Source organism: Streptomyces sp. NPDC086549, from assembly GCF_044746205.1.
Taxonomy (GTDB): domain Bacteria; phylum Actinomycetota; class Actinomycetes; order Streptomycetales; family Streptomycetaceae; genus Streptomyces.
The window spans coordinates 78,288-98,516 of the sequence record NZ_JBIVBS010000022.1; the positions used below are offsets into that span (position 1 = coordinate 78,288).

A 20,229-nucleotide genomic window follows, 5' to 3' on the forward strand; every position below is an offset into this window, starting at 1 on the left:
GGATTCCGGAGCGGTCGACGGCAAGGGCCGTGAGGACGGGCTGAAGGAGCTGCGGACTGCGGCGGGCGGGATCGGTACGACGCTCGACGAGGGGACGACCTGCGCGGAACTGGCGCGGTCGGCCGCACGGCTGGCCGGCGGCGCGTCGGCCGTCGTGCACAGGGCCGTCGAGATCGTCACCGGGTACGAGTCGGTCACCGGGAACGCGGGCCTGCTGCCCGACGGCCGCTGGGCCGCTGGGGGCTCAGCACCCCGGGCCCGACGTCTTGTCCGCGACAGCACCGAACCGCGTCCGGAGCCCGCCGAGTTGGCCCGCCTCCCGGCCCGCGGCACGACTCGCGCCGGCCGGTCCCGGCCGTCAGGAACCGGCGGCGCTGCGGTCGGACGGCCTGCCGTCCCTGCGAGGCGCGCCGAATGGCAGAGTGACCGTGAACGCCGTCGCCGCTTCTTCCCCGCCGAGCCCGATGGTTCCGCCGTGCGTTTCCACCAGTGCCCGTGCCACCGAAAGACCCAGCCCGCTCCCGCCCCGGTCCCGGCTGCGGGCCTTGTCGACGCGGTAGAAGCGGTCGAAGACCCGGGCCCGGTCGGCGGCCGGGATGCCGGGACCCGCGTCGGCGACCCGGACCGACGCCGTGTCGCCCGTGACCGAGACCGCCACGGACACCTCGGTGCCGGCCGGCGTGTGCACAGCCGCGTTGGTGAGGAGGTTGTCCAGGACCTGGCGGATACGGACCGGGTCCAGGCGCAGCTTCACCGGACCGGGGCCGGCGGTCACCGTCAGCGGGTGGCCGGGGTGGCCCGCGCGGAAGGCGTCCGCCGCCTCGCGCACGAGTTCCGTCAGGTCGGTGTCCTCCAGGCGCAGCGGGGCCTCCACCTCCGCCGCGTCCAGGCGGGCGAGCAGCAGCAGGTCGTCGAGGAGTACGCCCATGCGGGCCGCCTCGGCACGCAGCCGGGCCAGATGACGGTCGCGTTCCTCGGGCTCGTTGGCGGCCGCGTACTGGAAGAGGTCCGCGTAGCCCCGTACCGACATCAGGGGCGTGCGGAGTTCGTGGGAGGCGTCCGCCACGAAACGGCGCAGCCGCTGTTCGGCCTCCGCGCGCACCGCCAGCGAGGCGTCGATGTGTTCCAGCATCGTGTTGAACGCGGTGCGCAGTTCCTCGACCTCCGGGCCGCCGCCGGGCCGGTCCGCGCGCAGCGGGAGCCGGGCCGCGGACTCGGTCAGGTCGTGGGAGGCGATGCCGTGCGCGGTGTGGGCCATGTCGCTCAAGGGTTTCAGACCGCGCCGCAGCATCGTGCGGCCGAAGACCACCAGGGCCAGCAGCGCCAGCGCGAACGCCACCACCTGCACCGCGACCAGCCGCCGAACCGTCTCCTCGACGCCCGCCATCGGCGCCGCGCTGACCAGCACCACCCCGGGCTCCACCTCGCAGGCCCGCAGCCGGTAGGTGCCCTCGCCGTCGATGCGGGCGGTGCGGAACACCTCCAGCGACGAGTGCGCCCGCGCCTCGGCCAGCGCCGCCAGCGCACGGGTGTCGGGCGGCGCGTCGGCGGGCCTGCGCAGCTCGGCCGAGCCGTTCGTGACGTCGAACACGGCGGTGTACCAGCCGTAGTAGGGCTGGCGCCGCACCGTCCCGTGCGAGTACGCGTCCTTGGTCTGCACGACCTGGACGAGCTTCAGCTGCTCGCCCAGCTGCCGCTGGAGGTAGTCGTGCATGTACGTCGTCAGCGCCGTGCCCACGACCGCGAAGACGACCAGCGACAGCGCGCCCAGGCCCAGCGCAAGCCGGGTGCCCAGGCGCAGCCTGCCGTACGTCCGCCGCAGCTGGCCGATCACCGGGCCGCCTGCCGGACGACGTACCCGAAGCCCCGCACGGTGTGGATCAGCGGCTCCCCGCCGGTCTCGTCGAGCTTGCGGCGCAGCCGGCTGACGACCAGCTCGACGACGTTCGAGCGGCCGCCGAAGCCGTACTCCCAGACGTGGTCGAGGATCTGTGCCTTGGTGAGCACGGCCGGGGACTTGCGCATCAGATAGCGCAGCACCTCGAACTCGGTGGGGGTGAGCGAGAGCAGGCGGGTGCCGCGGCGCACCTCCCGGGTGTCCTCGTCGATCGTCAGGTCGGCGACCCGCAGGACCGACCGCTGGAACCCGGGCCCGGCACTGCGCCGCAGCACCGTGCGCAGCCGGGCCATCAGCTCCTCCACCGCGAACGGCTTGACCAGGTAGTCGTCTCCGCCCCGGGTCAGCCCCGCGACCCGGTCGGCGACGCCGTCACGCGCGGTCAGGAACACCACCGGCACCATCGTCCCGGAGGAGCGCAGCCGGTCGAGCACGCCGAAGCCGTCGACATCCGGCAGCATCAGGTCGAGGACGACGATGTCCGGACGGAACCCGGCGGCCAGACTCAGCGCCTCCTCACCGGAGTACGCGGTGACCGCCTCCCAGCCCTCGTACCGGGCGACCGTCGCGACCAGGTCGGCGATGGGCGGGTCGTCGTCCACGACGAGGAGTCGTACTTTGTCCACCGCTCAATACTGCGCCACCGCGCTTCCGGCGCCAGACCCGCCCACCCCCACCGGCCACATCGATAACCAGTTGAAAGTGGTCCGACAGGAAAACGACAGCTTCTCCGGGCGAAGCTCGAGTCCCAGGACCCGATCGAGGAGCTGCCGTTCCGTGACGACCCTCCAATCACCCCCTGCGCCCCCCACGGCGATACGCCCCAGGGTGGTGGCGCGCACCGGCCTGTACGCGCTGCTGGCCGTGAACGCCGCCGTGGTGGCCGTCTTCTTCGTCCAGGCCGGCTTCGGCTCGAACGCCCTGCTGGTGCTGGGCCGCCTCACGGGGCTGTACGGCGCGCTCCTCATGGCCTTTCAGCTGCTGCTGGTGGCCCGGCTGCCGTGGCTCGACCGGCGCATCGGCATGGACCGGCTCACCTCCTGGCACCGCTGGACCGGCTTCGGCCTGCTGTGGACGCTGGTCGGGCACATGGTGTTCATCAGCCTCGGCTACGCCCAGCTGTCCTCCACGGACCCGGTGAACCAGCTCGTCGACCTCGCCGAGACCACCGAGGGCGTGCTCCGCGCAGTGGTCGCCCTCCTGCTGATCATGGCGGTCGGCGCGGTGTCGGCGCGCTGGGCGCGGCGCCGACTGGCGTACGAGACCTGGCACTTCATCCACCTGTACACCTACCTGGCGGTGGTCCTGGCCTTCACCCACCAGGTCGCGGTCGGTACGACGTTCACGGCGTCGTCCGCCGCGAAGACCTACTGGTACGTGGTGTGGGGCGCGGCCCTCGGCGCGGTGCTCGTGGGACGTCTCGTCCTCCCGCTGTGGCGGAACCTGCGGCATCAACTGCGCGTGTCCGCCGTCGTGCCCGAGTCCGACAGCGTGGTGTCGGTGTACGTCACGGGACGCGATCTCGACAGGCTGCCGGCCGTGGCCGGGCAGTTCTTCCTCTGGCGGTTCCTGACCAGGGACCGCTGGTGGCAGGCGAACCCCTTCTCGCTGTCCGCCGCGCCCGACGGTCGCCAGCTGCGGCTGACCGTGAAGACCGCCGGCGCCGGCACGGCGGCCCTGCGCCACCTCAAGGTCGGCACCCGGGTCTTCGCCGAGGGACCCTACGGCGCCTTCACCACCCTGCACCGCACCCGCCCCGACACCGTGCTCATCGCGGGCGGCGTGGGCATCACCCCGATCCGCGCCCTGCTGGAGGACCTGGAGGGCCACGCCGTCCTGATCTACCGGGTCGCCACCGACCGGGACGCGGTCCTCTACGAGGAGCTGTCCGAACTGGCCGCCGCCAAGGGCGCCGAGCTGCACCTGATCACCGGACCGGTGGTTCCGGACCTGCTGGCGCCCCGCGAACTGGCCCGACTGGCGCCTGACATCGGCGACCGCGACGTCTTCGTGTGCGGACCGCCCGGGATGACGAGTGCGGTGCTCCGCAGCCTCACGGACATGGGCGTACCCAAGCAGCAGATCCACTTCGAGCGCTTCAGCCTGGCGGGATGAGAGGGACACGAACGTGAAGCGAGCACTGCCCGTCCTGGCGCTGACCGTCGCGGGCCTGATTCCGCTGTGGCGCTACGAGCCGTCCCAGGAGAGCGCGTCGACCACGCAGGCCGCGGCCGCGCCGACGCCCTCGTCGGGTGCCTCGGCCCAGGTCGTCGCCGGCCCCACCGTCAGCACCGAGAAGGGCGACGTACAGGTCGAGGTGACCTTCGCCGGTGACCGGATCGGCTCCGTACGGATGCTCAAGCAGCCGAACAGCCCGCAGACCAAGGGCGCGGTACCGGCGCTGATCAAGGAGACCCTCAAGGCGCAGAGCGCCGACATCGACACCGTCTCCGGCGCCACGATCACCAGCGAGGGCTACAAGAAGTCGCTGCAGGCGGCCCTGGACGAGGCGGGCGCGTAGGTGCGCCGGGTCGAGCACGTCATGGGGTTCCCGGTCTCGCTGCGCATCGACGACGAGGACGTCGGCGAGGGCGTCGGCGAGGGCGTCGGTGAGGAGGCCGCGGACGCGGTGTTCGCCTGGCTGCGCGAGGTCGACGCCCGCTTCAGCCCCTTCAAGGCGGACAGCGAGGTGTCCCGGCTCGACCGGGGTGAGCTGCGCGCCGACGCGGTGAGCGAGGACCTCGCCGAGGTCCTCGCCCTGTGCGAGGAGTACCGGGTCGCGACGGGCGGGGCCTTCGACGCCCGCCTGCCCGGCCGTGGCCTCGACCCGTGCGCGGTCGTGAAGGGTTGGTCGGTGCAGCGGGCGGCGGAGCTGCTGGCGGCGGCCGGGACGAGGCGGTTCTGCCTGAACGCCGGTGGTGACGTGGTCGCGGCCGGCGGACCCTGGCGGGTGGGGATACGGCACCCCGAACACGCCGACCGGCTGTGCGCGGTCCTCGGGATCACCGACGGCGCGGTGGCGACCTCCGGGCGGTACGAGCGCGGCGACCACATCGTCGACGGCCGCACCGGACGCCCGGCGACCGGACTGCTCAGCCTGACCGTCGTGGCCCCGACCCTGACCGAGGCGGACGCGACCGCCACGGCCGCCTTCGCGCTGGGCGCGGAGGGCGTGGCATGGGCCGCCGCCCGGGCGGGCTGCGAGGTGTTCGCGGTCGACGCCGGGCGGCGGGTGGTCCGTACGGCGGGGGTGCCGCTCGCCGGGGCCGGCTGACGCCGGAGGCGTCCAGGCTGTACAGCCCGCTGCATCCAGGCGGTACAGCCCGCTGCGTGGTGCGGCTTGCCCGCCTCCCCCCGGCCGTCCGGCCGTCGCCCGCCAAGTTGCTGAAACACTCGCGGTCTAGACTCGTGCCGCAACGGCCCGCGCTGCGACGATCGTGGCCGAAAGTGGACAGGTTTCTGCCAAACCCGAAGGGTGTTCGGCGCTTTGATACGGATAGATTCAGTCACCAAGCGGTACCCGGACGGCACGGTGGCGGTCGACCGGCTGTCGCTGGAGATTCCGGACCGCTCGATCACCGTCCTCGTCGGGCCGTCCGGCTGCGGCAAGACCACGACCCTGCGCATGATCAACCGGATGGTCGAGCCCAGCGAGGGCACGATCCTCATGGACGGCGTCGACATCCAGAAGCAGCCGGTCAACACCCTGCGGCGGTCCATGGGTTACGTCATCCAGAACGCCGGTCTCTTCCAGCACCGCACGATCGTCGACAACATCGCCACCGTGCCCCGCCTCCTGGGCTGGAGCAAGCAGCGGGCCCGGGCGCGGGCCGCGGAGCTGATGGAGCGGGTGGGGCTCGACGCCTCCCTCGCCAAGCGGTACCCGTACCAGCTGTCGGGCGGGCAGCAGCAGCGGGTCGGCGTGGCGCGGGCGCTCGCCGCGGATCCGCCGGTGCTGTTGATGGACGAGCCGTTCTCGGCCGTCGACCCGGTGGTGCGCAAGGGACTTCAGGACGAACTCCTGCGCATCCAGGATGAGTTGGGCAAGACCATCGTCTTCGTCACCCACGACATCGACGAGGCCGTCAAACTGGGCACGATGGTCGCCGTGCTGCGCACCGGCGGCAGACTCGCCCAGTACGCGCCGCCGGCCGAGCTGCTCAGCGCGCCCGCCGACCCCTTCGTGGAGGACTTCCTCGGCGCGGACCGGGGCATCCGGCGGCTCTCCTTCTTCCCGTCCGCCGGACTGGAGTTGCAGACCGAACCCGTCGTCGCGATCGACGCGGTCGCGCAGAAGCCGGCCTCCCGAGGCGCGGCCCCCTATCTCCTGGTGACGGACGCCGACGGCAGGCCGCTCGGCTGGGGCACGCCGGACGACCTCACCGCTGGGGAGATCGACCGGGAGCGACTGCTGCCGTACGGGCGGCCGTTCGTGCCCGGCACGGACTCGCTGCGCAGCGCGCTCGACGGGGCCGTGCTCTCGCCGACCGGCTGGGCCGTGGCCGTGGACAGTGAGGGGCACACCGTCGGCGTCGTCTCCCAGCAGGCGATCGGCGAGGCGATCCGCGCGGCCCACACCGTGGGCGGGCAGGCTGTGAAGGTCGCCCGATGAGCGGCTTCTTCGACATTCCGAGCGACCTCCAGAACAGCTACTTCGGCCTGATCGGCCTGCACCTGCGGGAGGCCCTGCTGCCGGTGCTGGCCGGGCTGCTCGTCTCGCTGCCGGTGGCCCAGCTGTGCGTACGGTTCCGCTGGTTCTACCCGCCCGTCTTCGGTGTGGCCACCGTGCTGTACGCCATCCCGTCCCTGGCCTTCTTCGTCGTCCTCATCGACTACACCGGCCAGACCGAGACCACGGTGATGATCCCGCTCGCCGTCTACAGCCTGGTGGTGCTGGTCCCCGCGATCGTGGACGGCGTCCGCTCGGTGCCGCCGGAGACCCTCGCCGCGGCCACGGCCATGGGCCTCGGACCCGTACGGCGTTATCTCCAGGTCCAGTTGCCCATCGCCGTACCGGCGATCATCGCGGGCCTGCGAGTGGCGGCCGCGTCGAGCATCTCCCTGGTCAGCGTCGGCATGCTGATCGGCAACCAGGGAGCCCTCGGCAATCTGCTGCACGACGCCCAGATCTACAACCGGCCCCTGCTCGGGGTGAACTCCGTGTCGACCACGGCCGTACTGGCCGTCCTGGTCGACGCGTCGCTGGTCGCAGTGCGTGTCCTGCTGACCCCCTGGATGCCGAAGGAGCGCGCGGCCCGGTGAACGTACTGCACTTCGTCAACGCCTTCTTCAGCGACGGCGACCACTGGCACGGCTACGACGGCATCCCCGTCCGTGTCGTCGAACACCTCCAGTACTCCCTGGAGGCGCTCGCCCTGGCCACGCTGATCGGGCTGCCGATCGGCCTGGTCACCGGGCACTACGGGCGAGGCGGGAACGTGCTCGCGCTGATCGCCACCGCGGCCCGGGCGCTGCCCACCTTCGGCCTGCTGGTGCTGCTGGTCATCTGGTGGGGCTTCAGCATGTGGCTCGTGATGATCCCGCTGGTCGTGCTCGCCATTCCGCCGATCCTGGTCACGACGTACGAAGCGGTCCGGTCCGTCGACCCCGCCCCGGTGGACGCCGCGCGGGGCATGGGCATGCCGGAGTCACGGGTCCTCCTCCAGGTGGAACTCCCGGTCGCGCTCCCGCTGATCCTCAGCGGACTGCGCTCGGCCGCCGTCCAGATCGTCTCGACGGCCACCATCGCCGCGTACGTCAGCCTCGGCGGCCTCGGCCGCTACATCATCGACGGCCTCTACCAGAAGAACTACGAGAAGGTCGTCGGCGGCGCCACCCTGGTCGCCGGGATGGCGCTCGCGACCCTCGTGGTGTTCTGGGCGGTGTCCCGGATCGTCGTCTCGCCCGGGGTGCGCCGCGGCAACTGAGGCATCACCGCTCGGTGCGGGCCAGCGCCAGCTCCAGTACGACGAGCAGCGCGTCCCGCACCGAGCCGCGTTCCCGGGCGTCGAAGACCACCACCGGGGTGCCGTCGCTGACGTCGAGGGCCCAGCGGACCTCGTCCAGGCCGTGCTCCACCTTCCCGTCGAAGGCGTTGACGGCCACGGCGAACGGGATGCCCTTGTGCTCGAAGTAGTCGACGGCCGCGTAGCAGTCGTCCAGGCGGCGGGTGTCGACGATGACGAGCCCGCCGACCGCGCCCTCCACGATGTCGTCCCACATGAAGCCGAATCGTTCCTGCCCGGGTGTGCCGAACAGATACAGCTTCAGCGTCGGGTCGATGGTGATGCAGCCGAAGTCCATCGCGACCGTGGTGGTGGTCTTGTGCGGGGTGTGCGTGAGGTCGTCCACGCCCGCCGCGACCTCCGTGATCGCGGCCTCGGTGGTCAGCGGCTCGATCTCGGAGATGGAGCCCACGGCCGTGGTCTTGCCGACGCCGAAGCCGCCCGCGATCACCATCTTCACGGGCAGGGGCGGGCGCATGGGGGTCTGCGCGGCAGCCGCGCCGCGCAGCAGCGGTTCAGTCGGTGTCACGGAGTATCCCTCGGGAGTCGGGGATGGCACGGAGGCCATCGATAACCCTGCGCAGGACGGATGCGTCGTGGGTGGCCTCGAAGTCGGGCACGAACACCGTCAACTGCCCGGCGTCGCGCAGGTCCTCGGCCAGCACACGCACCACGTTGAGGTGGAGCCGCAGCCGGGCCGCGAGCTCCGCGATCGACTGCGGGAGACGGCAGGCGGCGACGATGTCGTGCCGCTCGAAGGAGAGCCGGTCGAGCGCGTCGAGACCCTCGGCGGTGGCGACCACCTGGGTCTCGACCGGCATCGTCCGGCCGGGGGCGTTGTCCGCCACCCGGCCGGCGGTGACCAGGAAGGGCCGTACGGCGGGGGCGGGGCCGACCGGGTCGGGGCCCGGTGGCGGGGAGCCGTCCGCCATGGCTGTGTCGCTTCCTCTCTCGACCGGGCGGGGCCGGTCAGCGCGCCGGCAGGGAGCCGACGGTGTTCTTCAGTTCGAGCACGAGCTGCGGGCTGAGCGCCGCACCGGCGCGGTTGGCGAACACGGTCATCTCGTAGGCGATGTTGCCCAGCTTGGCCTCCTTGTCGGCGACCACGCCGAGCACGGCGCCGTTGCCGATCGCGGAGACGATGACGTGGCCGCCCTCCAGGTCGATGATGACCTTGTTCAGGCCGCCCAGGCCGTAGTTGCCGGAGGCTCCGGCGGCCAGGCTGGTGATGCCGGAGACGATGGCGGCCAGCCGCTCCGAATGCGCGCGCTCGCGCAGTTCGGACACGGCGATCAGCAGACCGTCGGACGACACGGCGATGGCGTCGACGACGCCGGCGGTCTCGGTCGCGAATCGGTTCAGCAGCCAGTTGAAGTCGGCTGCGGCGGCCTGCAGGTCGGTCGGTGTGGTGCCGCCCGTCGGGGTGTCACCTGTCGACGTGCTCACTGCTCGGCTCCTTCCGGAAGGTGGTTCTGGTCCTGCGTGTGGTTCGTTGACCCAGTGGTCGCCGCCCGACCGGCCTCGTTGCCGGGGCGGGCGAAGTTTCCGGTGTCGCTGTCGCGCTGTGCCTGCTCGACCGCCGCCTCGAACTCCTCGAGTGCGCTGCGCACGGCCTCCGCGTCCCGGGTACGGGCCCCCTGCGGCACGACCTGCGCGGCACCGGCGGTCGTCCGCAGAGTGGCCCCGCGGACCCGGCGGCGCAGGGGACGGGAACCGTCGGCGGCCGGCGGCGTCCCGGTCCGCGCGGCGGGGACGAGCGGGGTCCTCGTGTCGGTCACCGGTGACTCCCGGCGGGGGACCCTGCGGGGGAGCGGGGTGGGGTGCTCCGGGTCCGCGTCCGGGTGTGCGGCGCGGTCCTCGACGGTGGCCGAGGGCACGGGCCCGGAGACCGCGTCGTCTCCGGCCGGCACGGCGCCCGTACGGGCGGGCTCCGCCGCGGCGCGCCCGGAGGCCGCGAGGGCGGGGGCCGGTCGCCCGGCGTCCGGCGCGTCGGCACCGGGCACGTCCGGGTCCGCGTCCGCCTCGGCCGAAGCCGCCGCGACGCCGTCGGCCGCGACTTCGACCGGGCTCATCGTCAGCAGCAGCGTCGCCGGGAGCTTCACCTCGGCCGTCACGCCGCCGCCCGGGGTGCGGGTCAGCTCGACCCCGATGTCCCAGCGGCGGGCCAGGGCGCCGACCACGAACAGGCCGAGGACCTTGGTGGGGACCACGTCCAGGCGTTCGCGGCGGATCAGACGGGCGTTCTCCTCGGCCAGGCGTTCGGCGCTCATGCCGAGGCCGTGGTCGGTGACGACGACGTACGCGCCGTCGCCGCCCGAGCGGACGGTCACCTCGACCGGACTGCCCTCGGGGGAGAACGACACCGCGTTCTCCAGGAGTTCGGCCACCATGAGAGTGAGGTCGCCGATGATGTCCGGCTCGACGACGGCGTCCGTCGCGGCGTACAGCCGTACCCGCTGGTAGCCCTCGATCTGTCCGAGCGAGGCCCGGATGACGTTGGTCAGCGCCATGGGTCCCGCGTCCAGCGCCGTCTCGCGGATGCCGGCCAGCAGCATCAGGCTGTCGGCGTTGCGGCGCAGGCGTACGGCGATGTGGTCGATGGAGTAGAGGCGCTCCAGCAGCGCGGGGTCGGTCTCGCCCCGCTCGACGGCGTCGATCAGCGCCAGCTGCCGGGTCGTCAGGTTGCTCACGCGGCGGCCCACGTTGCCGAACATCTCGGCGACGTTGCGGCGGCTGAGCACCTGCCGCTCCAGCAGCGCGGCGGCCGTCGTCTGCACGTGGTTGAACGCCTCGGCCAGGTCGCCGATCTCGTCGCGCGCGGTGACGGGCATGTCGCGCAGCCGCGGCGGCCCGTCGTCCTCGGCGTCGTCGTCGGCCACGCGCGCCAGTTCCCGGCCGGCGACGTCGGCGACCTCCCGCGCGGCGCCGGTGAGGGACTGCACGGGGCGGATGACCGAGCGCCGGACCAGCATGGCGAAGGCGATCCACAGCGCGAAGCCGATCAGCGCGCCGCTCAGCAGCAGAACCGCGCGCCACCGCGCCGCGTCGGACGCCTCGTCGGCCCGGTCGGCGAGCTGGTCGATCAGCGAGGTGGTGATCTTCAGGCGGTCGCTCGCCTGTTCGGGGTAGTCGGGGTAGTCGCTCAGCGCGTCCTGGACCGCGGCGCGGATGTCGTCCCGCGTCCCGGCCTCCAGTTGCGTGGGGTCGATCTGCAACTCGGCGTAGGACTCGGCGATGCGCTGCTGAGCGGCGGTGTGCTCGATCCCGGTCAGCTGCTGTGCCTGGCCCGCCGTGGCGAACCGGGCGAAGCGGTCGGACTGATGGACGAACAGGTCGTAGGCGCCGACCGCGTTGGTGAACTCGATCAGCGCGTTGGTGTCGCCGGTCGTCGCCGAGAACACGCTGGTCTCGAAGGCGCCGTGGGCGGCGTCCGCGCGCAGCAGGGAGTCCAGCAGGTCGCCGGTGAAGGTGGACGCGAGCGAGGCGTTGCGGTCGAGCCCGAGGCCGCCGATCACGCCCTTGGCCGTGTCGGTGTAGGCCGGGTCGATGGTGTCGGCCGGCAGATAGCCCCGCTCGACGCTCTGCCGCAGGCTGGACAGGCCCTCGACTTCTTTGAGCGCCTGCACCTCGGTGTCCGGCAGTCGGCCGCCGAAAGTGTTGCGCACCGTCTCGGCCTGGGCGTCCACCGCGTCCTGGGCCGCGCGATAGGCGGCCAGGGAGGGCTTGGTGTAAGCGGACTGGTAGCGCGCGGAGAGCAGGATGGCCTGCTGGTGCTCCGCCTCCACGCGGTCCACCAGCCGGGCCACCGTGGCGCTGTCACGCACGACCTGCGCCGCCGAATCCGCGGTGCCCGACTGCTGGATCAGGTCACTGACGAGATAGGAGAGCAGTACGGCGATCACGGCGAGCGGCACGCCGAGGAGCAGGTTGAGTTTGTGCCGGAAGGCCCAGCGATCGGCGAAACCGCGCGCCCCCGGCCGCTGCGGGCGGGCAGGCGGAGCGGGCGCGTCCACCTCGTTCGTGGACACCGGGCCTCCTTCGTAGAGGTGTCTCCACCCCAACTGATGAGCAACGACACCGAAGCGGGCCCCGTGCACCGCTGTGACCGGAATCAACTGCCGCGAGACTACAGCGTCCTTGAAGGGGCAACCGGCTCGCCTTTTATCAAGAATCCGTTACAAAGAGACCGCTCTCTGTTCACAACTGACCACAGATTGAAGCCAATCGGTGACCCAAAGGCACTTGACTGACGGAGAACTGGCTGGATTGGATCAGTGATGAGCTTCCTCGCGCTGTTTCCAGCGCTGTTCCCCCCCCACCAACCCCTGAGTCCGGAACGGGAATCGTGACTTCCACCACCCACACCAGCAGGTCCATCCGGAGACACCGAGGCGCGGCCGCAGTCGCGCTCGCCGCGGCCACGGCCCTGCTGGCGGGCTGTTCCTCCTCCGACGACAACTCCACCGACCCGCTCAAGGGCGACAAGGCGAGCGGCGACACGGTCGTCGTCGGCTCCAACAACTTCGCCGAGAGCATCCTGATCGCCGACATCTACGGCGAGGCCCTGAAGGCCAAGGGGGTCAAGGTCACTTACAAGCCGAACATCGGCAGCCGCGAGACGACCTACGGCCTGCTCAAGAGCGGCTCCGTCTCGGTCCTGCCCGAGTACAACGGCGCCCTGCTGGCCTACCTCGACCCGAAGGCCGCCCCGAAGACCATCGAGACGACCACGTCGGCCATCGAGGCCAAGCTCGGCTCCAAGCTGACGCTGCTCGAACCGTCGCCCGCGCAGAACAAGGACTCGGTCACCCTCAACGCGGCCACCGCGAAGAAGTACAACCTCACCGACAAGTCCGCCATCTCCGACCTCAAGGACGTCGCGAAGGACCTGGTCATCGGCGCCTCGCCGGAGTTCCAGACCCGCCAGCAGGGCCTGGTCGGCCTGAAGGACGTCTACGGCCTGGAGTTCAAGTCCTTCAAGGCGCTCGACGCGGGCGGTCCGCTCACCCAGACGGCGCTGAAGAAGAACGCCGTGCAGGCCGCCGACATCTTCACCACGGACGCCACCATCGCCAAGGAGAAGTTCGTCGTCCTGCAGGACACGAAGAACCTGTTCGGGTTCGAGAACGTCCAGCCGCTGGTCTACAAGAGCGCGCTCTCCCAGAAGGGCGTCGACGCGCTCAACGCCGTGTCCGCCAAGCTCGACACGGCGGCCCTGCTCGACCTGGACACCCAGGTGCAGTCGGAGAACAAGGACCCGCTGGACGTCGCCAAGGCCTGGCTGAAGTCCGCCGGACTCGACTGACGTCCCGCGTCCGGACACGGGATTCGACGGCTCGGCGCGGGTGCCCCCGGACACCGGGGACACCCGCGCCGTGCTCGACGGCCGCGGACTCGACGTGCCCGGACTCGTCCGGCTCACCGACGCGGCCGCCGCCCTCCCGCCCGGCACCGAGGACCGCCCGTTCACGGGCGACGTGACCACGGTGACGGAACTCCTGCCGGCTCGCCGGCTTATGAGGTTTTTCTCCACCGACGGCCCGTCCCATGGAAGAAATCCCCAACCGCCCGGCCGTGGTTGAAGCCCCTCTCCCTCCCGCTCGCACGCTGGCCCGTGACCGGTCCCGACCCCGGGCCGATGTGCCGAGCACGCTGGAGAGGATCCCCATGACCACGGAACGACTGCTGCCGCCCACCGCCCCGCCCGCCTACCGATGGCGGTGGCCGGCGCTGGTCGCGCTGCTGCTCGGCGAGGCGATGAACCTGCTGGACACGACCGTGGTCCAGGTGGCCGCGCCCGCCATCCACGCCGAGCTGGGCGGATCGGTGTCCGACATCCAGTGGTTCGGCACGGCCTACACCCTGCCGTTCGCGGTGCTGCTGATCACCGGCGGGCGGCTGGGCGACATCGCGGGCCGCCGGCGCGTGTTCGTCCTCGGCGTCCTGGCTTTCACGGCCGCTTCCGTGGCCTGCGCCCTGGCGCCGACGGCGGGCCTGCTGATCGCCTTCCGGGCGGTGCAGGGGGCCGCGGCGGCCGCGATCATCCCGCAGACCATCGGGCTGATCAAGGCGATGTTCTCCGGCGACGAGATGTCCCGGGCCCTGGGCAGCATCGGGCCCGTGATGGGCCTCGCCGCCGTCTGTGGTCCCGTCCTCGGGGGAGTGCTCACCCATGCCGACCTGTTCGGCTCGTCCTGGCGGGCCGCGTTCCTGGTGAACGTGCCCGTGTCCCTGGCCGTCCTCGCGCTGTCCTCCCGGCTGCCGGAGAACCGGGCCCCGCGCCGCCCCGCGCTCGACATCCCGGGCACGGCCCTGGCGGCGACCGGCACCGGGCTCGTCGTGTACCCGCTGATCGGCGCCGACGTCACCGAACTCACCGCACGCGGCTGGGCGTTGACCGTCAGCGGGCTCCTCGTGCTGACCGCCTTCGCCCTGCAGCAGCGGCGAGCGGCGGCCGCGGGTGGCAGTCCGCTGCTGGAACCGGGCTTGTTCACCCACCGCGGCTTCCCGGCCGCTCTGGTCGCCTCGACGGCCTTCTTCGCGGTGACCAACGGACTGCTGACGGTGGTCGTCCTCCAGCTCCAACTCGGTGCACAGGCAAGCGTGTTGGCTGCGGGTCCGAGTCTGTCCCCGTGGTCGGTGGGTCTGGCGCTCGCGTCGTGGGCGGCAGGGACGCGCCTGGTACGGCGGTTCGGGCGCCGGGTGATGCCGTACGGCCTCGGCGTGCTCCTGACCGGCGTGCTGGCGTGCGCCGCGGTGTACCACTGGGCCGACCCCGACCACTACCCGCGCCCCCTCCTCCCCGCCCTCGCCCTCGTCGGCCTCGGTGCCGGCCTCTTCACCCCCGCCTTCTTCACTCTCGCGCTCAAGCCCCTGCGACCCCAGGAGATCGGCTCGGCGGCCGGCCTCCTGAACGCGGTCCAGCAACTGGGCGCGACCCTGGGCGTCGCGACCCTCGGAAGCGTGTACCTGGACGACGCGGGGGCGGGCGGCCCGGCGGCGTCGGGGGCCGCCGAGGCCGCGTGCTGGGTCGCGATCGGGCTGGTGGGGGTGAGCTGGGCCGCCGCCGGGCGCATGGGAAACCGGGAGGCCTGAGTGCTCGGCCGGAAGCCGTTGCGTCATCCGCGGACCTGTCGCGGGTCTGTCGCGGCGGTCGGGCACACGCCGCGTAGCCGCATGAACACCGTTCGGCACCCCTTCAGGGCCCTGCCGAACCGCACCGGACTTCACCGCACCCGCTCAGGACCTCCGCGGCCGGTCCCGGCGGGGACGCGGGTGTCACCCGCGCGGGGACGCCGCGTGCCGACCGAGTCCTCTGCCACGGGCCGCTGGTTGCCGGGCGTGATCCGCGTGCGGTGAGCGTGCCGGCCGCGGGGGCTGCTGTGCTGCCGGGCGCGGCGTGTGTCACCCGCGTTCCGGTTGCGTGCCGCCGTGCTGACGGGCATGCCGGGTGTCACCCATGTCCCGGCCGCGGGCCGCCGCGCCGCCGGGCGCGGCCCGGCGCACCCGCGCCAGGTCCGTCAGCGCCGGGCTCGCGGCCTTCAGGGTCCGCAGGACCGGACTCGTCTCCAGCGTGTGGACCGCCTCCAGCGCACCCAGCCGCCGGGTCAGATAGCGGTGCAGGTCGGCGGGGTCCCGGCACAGCGCCTGGGCGACCAGATTCGCCGGTCCGGTGGTCGCCGCGACGAACGCCAGCTCGTCGTGGCCCGCCAGGGCCGTCGCCACGCCCTCCAGATCGGCCGGCCGCACCGACATCCACAGCAGCGCCCGCGTACACACCCCGAAGAGCCCGGCATCCACCTCCACGTCGAAGAACACCCCGCCCCCCGCCCGCAGTTCGGTCAGCCGCCGCGCCACCGTGGCCGCCGACCACCCGGTCGCCCGCGCCAGCTCCCCCTGCCCGGTCCGCCCGTCCCGCTCCAGCGCCGCCAGCAACTCCGCGTCCTGCGGACCGGGTTGGCGTACACCCTCGGCGGTCTCCAGGTACCCGAGCAGCGCCCCCTGCTGCTCCGCGTCGAGCGTCTCGGCGCTGCGCCGCCAGTTCGTCGGCCCACCGAGGTAGGTGTGCAGCAGACAGTGCGCGGACACCGCGGTGATCCCGCCGGTGCGCGGAATGTCCCTCAACAGCAGGGAGTTGCCCGCCGTGTCGTCCGTGGACGCGTGGATGACCGCCGTGATCTCGGTCCCCCCGGAGGTGAGCTTCACCCACGAGGTGTCCGGCCGACGCACCAGCGCCCCCGCGATGTCCTGCGCGCAACGCGCCGTCGCGGTCAGCCGGACCAGCCACTGCGTCCGCCCGGCCCGCTGCGGGTCGGCGAGGCCCACGACCCGCAGACCCGCCTCGGTGCGCAGCCGCCGGTAGCGGCGGGCGACGGTCTGCGCCGAGACACCGAGGACGTCGGCGATCCGGCTGAACGGTGCGCGCCCGTCGAGGTGCAGCGCGTGGATCAGGGCACGGTCCAGGTCGTCGAGCATGCGCCCCATCCTCGCGGGGGAGGCGTCCTCCCGTCAGCGACCTGGACCGGGGCGGTTCGCGGACGGGGACGGACGAGAACGGCCGTGGACGGACGACGACGGCCGTGGACGGCCGTGGACGGCCGTACAGGACGACGACGTCGTGCGTGACGGGGATACGGCGGTGGAGGAACGATCGAGCCCCGGCGGCTGCCGGGGCTGTGAGCGGCGCGTGGTCCGGTCGTCCGGCCGTCGCCCCCGCGCCGCGGGGCTCAGGCGGGTTCCCCCGCGCCCTCGGCAAGGGCGGCTGCCGCCGCGCGCGCCTTCCTCCGCTTCCGGCGGCTCACGCGCGGCTCCTGCTCCGGGAGCCAGCCGAAGGTGAGGCAACTGCCGATGAGGCCGAGAAGGAGGCCGATGAAGAAGCCGCCGAGGTTCGACGTGAGCCAGGTGCCCAGGGAAACAAGTACCCCGATGATGGAGTAGAAGATCCGCTGGGCCGGGCTGAACAGGGTCAGCAGGCCGCACAGCAGCATCACGGTCGGCAGGAGATAGCCGGCCAGGCCCTGCATGCCGACGTGCATGATGACCTTCATCGACGCCTTCATGGTGAGCAGGACCTCCGCCCCGCCCAGGGTGAGCAGCAGCCCGCCCCAGAACGGACGGCGGGCCCGCCAGCGCCGGAAGGCGGGCCCCATCCCCTGCGGTGACCGGTCGGTCATCAGCAGGCGTCTTCGCTGAAGCCGAGCTTCAGCCCCGGAAGCTTGAACACGCCGGCGGTGGTGGCGTAGTTGGTCTGCCGCAGGTTGCCGATGTGCACGATGTCGGCCTGCTGGCTGAAGACGCCGATCGGGCCCTTCACCCCGGCCTTCGTCAGCGTGCTGGCGTCGTTGCCGATCTCGATGTTGCTGAACGCGGCGTCGCCCGACAGCTCGGTGGAGTCGGTGGTCAGGTCTGTCGCCGTCACCTTGTCCACGCCGCCGCCGGCCGTGATCTTCAGGTTGATACCACCGAGGTCGACGCTCTGGCACAGCTTGGTGAGCGTGGCGTTCTTGATCGCGGAGGTGACCACCAGCACCTGACCGCCCGTGTCACCCGCGTTCGGGCTGTCCTTCGCCATGTTGTCGAGTTGGCCGAACTGCTCGAAGCCGGTGCCGTCGAGGTTGGTGGCCGTGACGGTGAAGGGCATGCCGGAGATGGCGAACTGGACACCCAGCGCTCCCTGGGCGGTGAGTACCGCGAGGCCCGCGACGACCATGGTGGCCGGCACGGCCATCACGGCGGCACGGCGCAGCCGGACCCGGCCGCGTCTGTCGGGACCTTCGGTGGTTTCTCCGGAACCGCTTTCCGGGTTCTCGGGGATGTTGTCGGCGGACGAGGCCATGTCTGCTCCCATGGGCAAATTCATATGCGGGTCGGGCTTCAGTGGCACGTTGTCCTGGCGCGGACAGCGGCTGCCGCGCACAACTCCTCACAAGTCCCGGACTTTGCAAGGGCTTTCTCGTTACGCGTCAGTAGCCTTCGAGGAAGTTACCGGTGGTTACTTTTCAGGGTCAAGAGAGTTGTGAAAAAAGAGTGTTGAATGTGGGTCAGGTGTGCGCTGACCTTCAACTCCCTTGATCAGCCTTGACGTTGACGGACACTCAGGTCTACAACTCTCTCTGGTTTCCCTCGGATCCGTGGCGCCGGATCCGCCCGCGCGGCATCGGCCGCGTCCCGGCCCGACCCCCCACCCTTTTGACCGCTCCGCATCAGCGCGGCACCGCCACGGTCGCTTCCCCCCTCGGTCCGTGCCCTGCCGCCTGTACCCGGCCCGGCCGGAGGCCTCCTCCTGAGGTGTTCCGGCCGGTGGCCGGTCGGCTGCCGTTGCCGGTCCGTCACGTACGGAGAAGGCGTAACGGGCCGGCAACGGCTGGCGCCGCACACACCCCCCAGAACCCCCCCCACGGGTCCCACCCCCCCACATCACCCCACCCCCGCCCCAGAAAGAGGCACCCGCATGCGTACGCGATCCCTCCTCGCCCTCGCCGGAACCGTCGTCGCCCTCACGGCCGCCGCCACCGTCCCCGCCTCCGCGGACGGTGCCGTGCTCACCACGGGCAGCCTCGGCGGCACCGCCGTCGCGGTCGGCGACGTGCTCAGCGCGCCGCTGGCCAGCGGCACCAACGCGACGCTCTACTCCAGCTCGACCGGCACCAGCGGCGTCGTCTGCACGTCCTCGACCTTCACCGCCACCGTCGCCGACAACCCCGCCGCCCCCGGCACGGCCACCGAGTCGGTCAGCGGGCAGTCCTTCGACAGCAGCAGCTGCACCAGCAACGTCCTGGGAGTCACCGGCGTCACCAGCATCACGGTCGACAACCTGCCGTACAGCACCGCGGTCGCCTCCGACGGCACCCTCACCGTCACCCCGGCGAGCGGCTCCACCATCCAGACCACGGTCAAGCTGAAGACCCTGCTGGGCAGCATCACCTGCGTCTACCAGGCCGCCAGCCTGACCGGCAAGGCCGACAACGCCGACAACAGCATCGCCTTCACCAACCAGCAGTTCACGAAGAGCTCCGGCTCCTCGCTCTGCTTCTCCAGCGGCTACTTCACCGCCAAGTACGCCCCTGTCACCGACGCGGGTGCGGCCGTCTACGTGAACTGACGCCCGCCGACCCGGCGTTCACCGCCGGCGCAGACGCAGCGCCAGGGCGGCGCCCCCGGTGAGCACCAGCACCGCGGCGGCGCCGCCCGCCAGCAACGGCGCGGACGGACCCGAGCCGGTGGCGGTGTCGGAGGCGACCGGCGTGCTGTCGGCGGTGGTGCCCTCGGCGGCCTGCGGGGTGGCCGACGCCCCGGTCGTCGCCGAAGCCGAAGGCGCCGCGGCGCTCTTCGAGGGCGCCGACGGGCTCGGCTCCGCGCTCGTCGAAGGACTGCCGCTCGCCCGCTTCTTCGCCGATCCGGCGCCCGTCGTCGCGCCCGGCGCCTTGGCGGCCGCCGAGAACACCACGTCGGAACACGAGTAGTAGGTGTCGGGCGTGCTGGTGTTCTGCCAGATCGTGTACAGCACCTGATGCCCCGTCCGGTCCGACGGCAGCTTCGCGCCGATGTGGTACGCCCCGTTCGTCAGGGCCGGGTCCTTGACCTCCGCGAAGGGCCGCGTGGGCAGATCCGACCACTTCAGCGGCTTGGCCGGGTCGTATCCGGGCTTGGTCAGATACAGCTTGAACGTGCCGGTGTGCGCGATCGTCGAGGCGTACGTCATGGTCAGCCGTCCGCCCGGGGCCAGCCGCGTCGACGGCCAGTCCGTGCGGGCCAGATCGAGCCCCTTGTAGGCGGACAGGCCTCCGCTGCACAGTTTCCCGTCCGGAATCACCTGCCGGTCCCGGCCGCCCACCCCCGCCACCCGCAGGTTGTCCCACGCCACGAAGGACGTGCCGTTCGCCGCGATCGCCGCCCGACAGGCCGCCGCCCCGGCGCTGCCGCCCGAGGGGGAGCAGGCGTACACCCGGCTGACGGGATCCGTCGGCGCGCCGTGCGCCAGGGCGGGGCCCGCCGCCCACAGGGAGAGCAGGGCCGAGGCCGCGACGGCGGCCCCCGTGACCCTGAGGTGTGCGGTCATCCGGGTCATCCGGGACGTCTCCTCGGCCGGTGCGGGAACGGTCTGTTCAGTGCAGTACGGGTCCGAGGCCTTTCGTGTTCACCTCGCGGCCGGTTGCCGTGAACGCGGTCAGGACCGGTCGACCGGCCGAAACCGACACTGTGTTTTCGGTCGGGTCGAGGCCGATCGACCCCACTCCGGTGAGCCCTGGGCCGGTCGGTGCGTAGACTCACCGACCGGCCCGTCTGTTTTGAGGTCCCATAGAGGCCCCATTGAGAACGGGCTGTCCG

At 71.9% G+C, this 20,229-nt stretch carries 20 protein-coding genes; 10 read left to right on the top strand and 10 right to left on the bottom strand.

Annotated elements, in window-relative coordinates:
• Nucleotides 1-358 precede the first annotated feature (358 nt).
• Complete coding sequence (locus ACIPSA_RS43645; RefSeq protein ID WP_402645778.1) at nucleotides 359-1,834, bottom strand: sensor histidine kinase; 1,476 nt, start codon at nucleotides 1,832-1,834, stop codon at nucleotides 359-361.
• A complete protein-coding gene (locus tag ACIPSA_RS43650; protein WP_402645781.1) occupies nucleotides 1,831-2,523 on the bottom strand; it encodes a response regulator transcription factor in 693 nt (230 codons plus the stop codon). The genes ACIPSA_RS43645 and ACIPSA_RS43650 overlap by 4 nt, the downstream gene beginning before the upstream one ends.
• Nucleotides 2,524-2,674: 151 nt before the next feature.
• On the opposite strand from ACIPSA_RS43650, the gene ACIPSA_RS43655 reads away from it, so the two are divergent.
• From ACIPSA_RS43655 to ACIPSA_RS43680, 6 genes are all read left to right on the top strand, one after another.
• Nucleotides 2,675-4,012, top strand: coding sequence for a ferric reductase-like transmembrane domain-containing protein (locus tag ACIPSA_RS43655; RefSeq protein WP_402645783.1), 1,338 nt, complete (start codon nucleotides 2,675-2,677; stop codon nucleotides 4,010-4,012).
• Between the two features lie 13 nt (nucleotides 4,013-4,025).
• Nucleotides 4,026-4,418 (top strand): FMN-binding protein, encoded by a 393-nt coding sequence (locus ACIPSA_RS43660; RefSeq protein ID WP_402645786.1) that lies wholly within the window; start codon nucleotides 4,026-4,028, stop codon nucleotides 4,416-4,418.
• Complete coding sequence (locus tag ACIPSA_RS43665) at nucleotides 4,419-5,171, top strand: FAD:protein FMN transferase (RefSeq protein ID WP_402645789.1); 753 nt, start codon at nucleotides 4,419-4,421, stop codon at nucleotides 5,169-5,171.
• A gap of 213 nt (nucleotides 5,172-5,384) precedes the next feature.
• Nucleotides 5,385-6,509, top strand: a complete 1,125-nt coding sequence (locus ACIPSA_RS43670) for an ABC transporter ATP-binding protein (RefSeq protein ID WP_402645792.1) — start codon at nucleotides 5,385-5,387, stop codon at nucleotides 6,507-6,509.
• Nucleotides 6,506-7,159: an ABC transporter permease gene (locus ACIPSA_RS43675; protein ID WP_402645795.1), complete on the top strand. Its 654-nt coding sequence runs from the start codon at nucleotides 6,506-6,508 to the stop codon at nucleotides 7,157-7,159. Before ACIPSA_RS43670 ends, ACIPSA_RS43675 begins: the two co-directional genes overlap by 4 nt.
• Nucleotides 7,156-7,824, top strand: coding sequence for an ABC transporter permease (locus tag ACIPSA_RS43680; protein ID WP_402645798.1), 669 nt, complete (start codon nucleotides 7,156-7,158; stop codon nucleotides 7,822-7,824). The genes ACIPSA_RS43675 and ACIPSA_RS43680 overlap by 4 nt, the downstream gene beginning before the upstream one ends.
• A gap of 4 nt (nucleotides 7,825-7,828) precedes the next feature.
• Here the strand turns inward: ACIPSA_RS43680 and ACIPSA_RS43685 are convergent, their stop codons facing one another.
• Genes ACIPSA_RS43685 through ACIPSA_RS43700 form a run of 4 tightly spaced genes read right to left on the bottom strand, consistent with a single transcriptional unit; the run spans nucleotide 7,829 to nucleotide 11,930 of the window.
• Complete coding sequence (locus ACIPSA_RS43685; RefSeq protein ID WP_402645799.1) at nucleotides 7,829-8,431, bottom strand: GTP-binding protein; 603 nt, start codon at nucleotides 8,429-8,431, stop codon at nucleotides 7,829-7,831.
• Nucleotides 8,418-8,834, bottom strand: coding sequence for a DUF742 domain-containing protein (locus tag ACIPSA_RS43690; RefSeq protein ID WP_402645801.1), 417 nt, complete (start codon nucleotides 8,832-8,834; stop codon nucleotides 8,418-8,420). The genes ACIPSA_RS43685 and ACIPSA_RS43690 overlap by 14 nt, the downstream gene beginning before the upstream one ends.
• A gap of 37 nt (nucleotides 8,835-8,871) precedes the next feature.
• The gene (locus ACIPSA_RS43695) at nucleotides 8,872-9,348 is read right to left on the bottom strand and encodes a roadblock/LC7 domain-containing protein (protein WP_402645803.1); all 477 of its coding nucleotides are present in this window, start codon (nucleotides 9,346-9,348) and stop codon (nucleotides 8,872-8,874) included.
• Nucleotides 9,345-11,930 (bottom strand): ATP-binding protein, encoded by a 2,586-nt coding sequence (locus ACIPSA_RS43700; RefSeq protein WP_402645806.1) that lies wholly within the window; start codon nucleotides 11,928-11,930, stop codon nucleotides 9,345-9,347. Before ACIPSA_RS43700 ends, ACIPSA_RS43695 begins: the two co-directional genes overlap by 4 nt.
• Nucleotides 11,931-12,247: 317 nt before the next feature.
• Between ACIPSA_RS43700 and ACIPSA_RS43705 the strand changes: the two genes are divergently transcribed.
• The 3 genes from ACIPSA_RS43705 to ACIPSA_RS43715 all read left to right on the top strand — a co-directional run bounded on the left by ACIPSA_RS43705 (nucleotide 12,248) and on the right by ACIPSA_RS43715 (nucleotide 14,997).
• The gene (locus tag ACIPSA_RS43705) at nucleotides 12,248-13,207 is read left to right on the top strand and encodes an ABC transporter substrate-binding protein (RefSeq protein ID WP_402645809.1); all 960 of its coding nucleotides are present in this window, start codon (nucleotides 12,248-12,250) and stop codon (nucleotides 13,205-13,207) included.
• Between the two features lie 40 nt (nucleotides 13,208-13,247).
• Nucleotides 13,248-13,484, top strand: coding sequence for a hypothetical protein (locus ACIPSA_RS43710; protein WP_402645812.1), 237 nt, complete (start codon nucleotides 13,248-13,250; stop codon nucleotides 13,482-13,484).
• An 85-nt stretch (nucleotides 13,485-13,569) separates the two neighbouring features.
• Nucleotides 13,570-14,997, top strand: coding sequence for an MFS transporter (locus ACIPSA_RS43715; RefSeq protein ID WP_402645815.1), 1,428 nt, complete (start codon nucleotides 13,570-13,572; stop codon nucleotides 14,995-14,997).
• Between the two features lie 309 nt (nucleotides 14,998-15,306).
• On the opposite strand, the gene ACIPSA_RS43720 is transcribed toward ACIPSA_RS43715, so the two are convergent.
• From ACIPSA_RS43720 to ACIPSA_RS43730, 3 genes are all read right to left on the bottom strand, one after another.
• Nucleotides 15,307-16,377 (bottom strand): Lrp/AsnC family transcriptional regulator, encoded by a 1,071-nt coding sequence (locus tag ACIPSA_RS43720; protein ID WP_402645817.1) that lies wholly within the window; start codon nucleotides 16,375-16,377, stop codon nucleotides 15,307-15,309.
• 251 nt (nucleotides 16,378-16,628) lie between these two features.
• Nucleotides 16,629-17,075, bottom strand: coding sequence for a DUF6114 domain-containing protein (locus ACIPSA_RS43725; protein ID WP_402645819.1), 447 nt, complete (start codon nucleotides 17,073-17,075; stop codon nucleotides 16,629-16,631).
• Entirely contained in the window at nucleotides 17,075-17,737 is a 663-nt protein-coding gene (locus tag ACIPSA_RS43730) for a DUF6230 family protein (protein WP_402645921.1), read from the bottom strand. Before ACIPSA_RS43730 ends, ACIPSA_RS43725 begins: the two co-directional genes overlap by 1 nt.
• A gap of 615 nt (nucleotides 17,738-18,352) precedes the next feature.
• On the opposite strand from ACIPSA_RS43730, the gene ACIPSA_RS43735 reads away from it, so the two are divergent.
• Complete coding sequence (locus ACIPSA_RS43735; protein ID WP_402645822.1) at nucleotides 18,353-19,003, top strand: Tat pathway signal sequence domain protein; 651 nt, start codon at nucleotides 18,353-18,355, stop codon at nucleotides 19,001-19,003.
• An 18-nt stretch (nucleotides 19,004-19,021) separates the two neighbouring features.
• Here ACIPSA_RS43735 and ACIPSA_RS43740 read toward each other — a convergent pair whose 3' ends face one another.
• The gene (locus tag ACIPSA_RS43740) at nucleotides 19,022-19,969 is read right to left on the bottom strand and encodes a lytic polysaccharide monooxygenase (RefSeq protein ID WP_402645824.1); all 948 of its coding nucleotides are present in this window, start codon (nucleotides 19,967-19,969) and stop codon (nucleotides 19,022-19,024) included.
• Between the last annotated feature and the right edge of the window lie 260 nt (nucleotides 19,970-20,229).